Origin of the sequence: Gordonia sp. (in: high G+C Gram-positive bacteria), from assembly GCF_049299075.1 — a bacterium.
GTDB lineage: Bacteria > Actinomycetota > Actinomycetes > Mycobacteriales > Mycobacteriaceae > Gordonia.
Window position 1 is genome coordinate 1 of record NZ_JBAQWU010000241.1, and the last position, 5,401, is coordinate 5,401.

The following is a 5,401-nucleotide window of genomic DNA, read 5'->3' on the forward strand; positions in this document are numbered from 1 at the left end:
CTTGTGGCCGACGATCGAGCACCATCCGTCGATGCTTCGGCCGACCACCTCGACCGTGAGTGAGGCGGTGGCGCCCGGAGCGATCCGGCCGGTGGACTCGCCGGTAGCGAGCACGAGGTCGTGCACCATGCTGTCGTGGTTGGTGACGTTCAGGACGAGTTTGTCGCCGGCGGGGACCTGGATCGTGTTCGGGGTGAAGCGCATGCCGACGGCCTCGACGGCGACCGTGGTGGTGTTCCCGGTCGGCGTCGCCGTGCCAGCCGCATCGCCGACCGATGCGCTCTGCGAACCTCCGAATGCGGTGCCTACGGCAACCACCAGTGCCAGTGCCGTGGCTGCGGCGATCGCCTGCAGTCCCCGTTGCTGAGCCGGCGCCGATGGGGCTGCTGGCGTCTGTGGTGGGCTGCTGGCTGGAGTGCCCAGCGTGACTGCCACCGAGGGTTGTTCACCGGTTGGGTGCGCTGACTTGCGGACCGCCATTGCCGCGCGAGCGCTGGCGATCATGATGGGGAGAAACAGGATGAACGCCAGCATCACCAACGACGACACCGCGACCTTGGCCCAACTGCCGAGCGGTAGCAGCCACAGCAGCAGACCGCCGTTGATCACCAGCACTCGCCACAACCACCAACGGTTCATTTCCTGCAGACCGGCGGCGGTCACTGCGCCGCCGCCCATCATCGTCGGCAGCAGATGACTCATCACGCCGAACAACAGCTGCGCGGCGAACCCGGCCAGGAACCAGACGCTCAGGATGGAGAGCCGGTACGCCTCGAACGGACCCGTCAGCAGAAGCGCCGCGTAGGCCACCAGGGAGCCGAGCAGCCACAGCAGCGCCGCAGTGATCGACGCCGTCGCAAAGGAGTCGGGCGGGCGCCGCCGCAGCAGCGGCACAAAGGGTACGACGACGATCAGCCAGCCGGCCAGATAGACCATCACGCCGGCGGCCGCCAGCACTGGCTGATCCGCCAGTGCGCCGCCGCAGATCACTGCGATGCCCGCGATCAGCACGGCGAGGGCGTACGGGCGTCGTCGATCCGCGATGCCGGCTCCGCTCAGGAGTCGCGGGAACATCAGCATCAGCACACCGGCGGCGGCCAGGCCGAGGAAGCCGAAAATGTTCAGCGCCTGGTGGGTGAGGAGGAAGCCGGCCTGCTCGGGGTCGGCGAAACCATAGGCCATCGCTACCCCGAAGGCCGCGCCGAAGGGCAGCAGCGCTGCCGAGCCGACGAAGAACCACGCGTTCAGCGCATTCTCCGCGGGTGCGTCGCCACGTTCGGCACGGCCCCGCTGCGCTTGGGTGATTAACCGGGCCATCGCCGCCGCGTGCCAGGCGATGACCACGGCGATCGCGGTGGCGCCGACCAGGGTGAGGACCCATTGCCCGGCCACCATGCCGACGATCATCACGATCAGCCCGACGTTGAGCGTGTAGATCCGCGTCAGTTGCCCGCGGCGCTGGTCCGGCGGCAGGTGGTAGCCGAGGAACCGTTCGGCGAGCGTTTGCGACCACAGTAGAATCGAGTTCGCGACCAGCCCGATGGTGAAGACGTGGACCAGTAGCCACCGCGACTCCGGCAGCGCCCAGTGCGTCAGCCCGAGGGCGATCAGCACGACCATCCAGATCCGTACCGGCATTCCGGCGCGCCGGTGCCAGCTCATTGGCCGGGTGGGCGGCTGCGCCGTACCCGGTGCGGCAGGAGTCTCGTTGGTGGCGCTCACATCCCCCGATATTACGGAGTGCTACTCCACTTAATCACTGGGTCGTTGGTCCCCACGGCTGTGCCGTGCGTCTCGATGGGGTTCGGAGTTCAGTCGAGCGCGGCGGTGAACTGGGCGTTGTAGAGGCGGTAGTAGGCGCCATGGGCGGCCAACAGCTCCTCGTGGGTGCCCTGTTCGACGATGCGGCCGTCCTCCATCACCACGATCAGGTCGGCGTTGCGGATGGTCGAGAGCCGGTGTGCGATCACGAAACTCGTCCGGTCGCTGCTCAGCCGTGCCATGGCCTGGCTGATCAGCAACTCGGTGCGGGTATCGACCGAACTCGTCGCCTCGTCGAGAATCAGGATCGTCGGCCGGGCCAGGAAGGCGCGGGCGATGGTGATCAGTTGCCGTTCCCCGGCGCTGACGCCGCCGCCCTCGTCGTCGAGCAGGGTGTCGTAGCCGTCGGGCAAGGTCCGCACGAAGTGGTCGACGTGGCAGGCCTGGGCCGCTTCGATTACCTGCTCGTAGCTTGCGGCCGGATCGCCGTAGGCGATGTTCTCGTAGATCGTCCCGCCGAACAACCACGAGTCCTGCAGCACCATCCCAGTGCGCATCCGGACGTCGTCGCGCGTCATCGTCAGCGAGTCGACGCCGTCGATCAGGATCGTGCCCGAGTCGACGTCGTAGAACCGCATGATCAAGTTCACCAGCGTTGTCTTACCCGCGCCGGTGGGGCCGACGATGGCGACCATTTGCCCGGGCTCCGCCGCCAGCGACAGGTGCTCGATCAGCGGCTGATCGACCCGATAGGAGAACGAGACGTCATCGAACTCGATGTGCCCGGTATCGGTGGCCGGGCTCTGCGGATGGGCCCGGTCGGGCGTCTCTTGCGGCTCATCGAGCACCTCGTAGAGGCGCTCGGCCGAGGCCACCCCGCTCTGCATCAGGTTGAACATCGACCCGATCTGGGTCAGCGGCTGCGTGAACTGGCGGGAGTACTGGATGAAGGCCTGCACCTCGCCCAGGCTCAGCTGCCCGGACGCCACCCGGAGGCCGCCGACCACGGCGACCGCCACATAGTTCAGGTTCCCGAGGAACATGATCGTCGGCATGATGATGCCGGAGATGAACTGGGCTTTCCAGCTGGATTCGTAGAGGGTTTCGTTTTGGGCGTCGAAGACTGCCTCCACCTCCGCGCGACGGCCGAAGGCGGTGATCAGCTCGTGCCCGGTGAACGTCTCCTCGACCTGCGCGTTGAGCTTGCCGGTCGACGTCCACTGCCCGATGAAGTGCGGCTTGGACTGTTTGGCGATCAGTGCGGTGGCGATCACCGCGAGCGGCACGGTGGCGATCGCGATCAACGACAGCAGCGGCGAAATGGTCAGCATCATGATCAGGATCGCGATCACCATGAGGACCGAGTTCAGCAACTGGTTGATGGTCTGCTGCAGGCTCTGCGACAGATTGTCCAGGTCGTTGGTGACGCGGCTGAGCAGATCGCCGCGCGCCGAGGCGTCGTAGTACGACAGCGGCAGCCGGTGGATCTTCTCTTCCACCTCGGCGCGCATCCCGGCGATGGTCGCGACTACCACCTGATTCAGCAGATAGCCGGACAACCACCCGAGCAGGGCCGATCCGACGTAGAGCACCAGCACCTGCAGCAGCACGGTGCCGACCGCCCCGAAGTCGATGCCGCCGCCGGGAACGACGTTCATCGAGGAGACCATGTCGGCGAAGGTGCCCTGACCGTGTTCCCGCAGCTGCTCGACGGCCTGGTCTTTGGTGAGTCCGGCCGGCAGTCGTGACCCGATGAAGCCGTCGAACAGCAGATCGGTGGCCCGACCCAGAACACGGGGGGCTACCGCAGAGAGTGTCACCGATCCGACGATCGACGCCAGAATCACCAGCAGTCGTCCGCGGTAGGCGCCCAACTGGCGGACCAACCGCTTCAGTGTTGGCTTGAAGCTCTTCGCCTTCGCCAAGGTCGGTGCCATGCCGGGCGGGCCGCCGCGGGGCAGGCTCGGGCTGCTCGCGGTGTTTCCGGGGCGGCTCATGACGCCTGCCCGATCGCGAGCTGGGATTCGGCGATCTGGGTATACGTTGGACACGATGTCAGGAGTTCCTCGTGCGTTCCGATCCCGGCGATCTGGCCCCGATCAAGCACGACGATCTGGTCGGCGCCGGTGATCGTGGAGAGTCGCTGGGCGACGACGATGACTGCCGCGTCGCGGGTGGCCGGCCGCAATGCCGCACGCAGTTTGGCGTCGGTCGTCAGGTCCAGCGCCGAGAACGAGTCGTCGAACAAGTAGATCGACGGCTTGCGGATCAGCGCCCGGGCGATCGCCAAGCGTTGCCGCTGACCGCCCGAGACGGTGGTGCCGCCCTGGGCGATGTCGGTCGCCAGACCGTCGGGCATCGCCCGCACAAAGTCGTCGGCCTGCGCGATGCGCAGCGCCTCCCACATCTCTTCCTCACTCGCCTCTGGTTTGCCCTGGCGCAGATTGTCGGCGACGGTGCCGGAGAACAGGTACGCGCGCTGCGGCACCAATCCGATATTCCGGCGCAACTCGTCGAGGTCGACGGTGCGCAGGTCCGCGCCGCCGACCTGCACGCCGCCGCCGGTCACGTCCAGCAGTCGCGGCACCAGATTGAGCAGAGTCGTTTTGCCCGAGCCGGTGGAACCGACGATCGCGGTGGTCGTGCCGGGGGCGGTGGTGAACGAGATATTCGAGAGCACCGGTTCGGCGGCACCCGGATAACGGAACTCGGTGTCGGCAAACTCGACTACCGCCGGATTGCCGCGGATCGGCTGTGGATCAGCGGGCGGGGCGACGGAGGTCTCGGTGTCGAGGACCTCGCAGATGCGTTCGGCGCAGACCCCGGCGCGAGGTGCCATCATCGCCAGGAACGAGGCCATCATCACCGCCATCATGATCTGCATGACGTAACTGATCATCGCGGTCAGCACGCCGATTTCGATACTTCCGTCACCGATCTGCTTGCCGCCGAACCAGAGCACCGCAATCAAGGTCAGGTTGGTGATCAGCATGACAGCGGGGAACATCAGCGCCATCATCCGGCCGACGCGGAGCGAGGCGTCGGCTAGCCGGTCGTTGGCGACGGCGAACCGTGCGGTTTCGTGCCGCTCTCGGACAAAGGCGCGGACCACGCGGATGCCGGTGATCTGCTCGCGCAGCACTCGGTTCACATCGTCGATCCGGGACTGCATTGCGCGGAAACCGGGGATCATTCGGCCGATGATCAACGCCATCGTCAGTCCGAGGACCGGGATCGCGATCGCCAGAATCCACGAGATGGGTAAGGCCACCCGCATGCCCATCACGATGCCGCCGATGGCCATGATTGGCGCCATCACCAGGATCGAAACGCCCATCACCGCGAGCAACTGGACCTGCTGGACGTCGTTGGTGGTGCGGGTGATCAGGGAGGGGGCACCGAACTTGCCAACCTCGCGGGCGGAGAAGTCGTTGGTGCGATGCATCAGATCGTGTCGGATATCGCGACCGGCGCCCAGGGCGGCGCGCGCGCCGAAGAACATCGCGGTCACCGAACAGATCACCTGCGCGGCGGAGATAGCCAGCATCACGCCGCCGGTGCGCAGGATGAAGCCGGTGTCACCCTTAGCGACGCCGTCGTCGATGATGTCGGCGTTAAGGGTGGGCAGGTAGAGCATGGC

At 66.4% G+C, this 5,401-nt stretch carries 3 protein-coding genes; all 3 read right to left on the minus strand.

Translation table 11 applies throughout. The annotated features are described in order from the left end of the window. On the minus strand, positions 1-1,722 hold a 1,722-nt coding region (locus WAW85_RS07560), incomplete at its 3' end, for a cupredoxin domain-containing protein (RefSeq protein ID WP_422559012.1). Positions 1,723-1,811: 89 nt separating this feature from the next. Beyond that, positions 1,812-3,758 (minus strand): ABC transporter ATP-binding protein, encoded by a 1,947-nt coding sequence (locus WAW85_RS07565; protein WP_422559013.1) that lies wholly within the window; start codon positions 3,756-3,758, stop codon positions 1,812-1,814. Further along, positions 3,755-5,401: ABC transporter ATP-binding protein (locus tag WAW85_RS07570; RefSeq protein WP_422559014.1), on the minus strand; the 1,647-nt coding region annotated here is incomplete at its 5' end. The genes WAW85_RS07570 and WAW85_RS07565, both read right to left, overlap by 4 nt.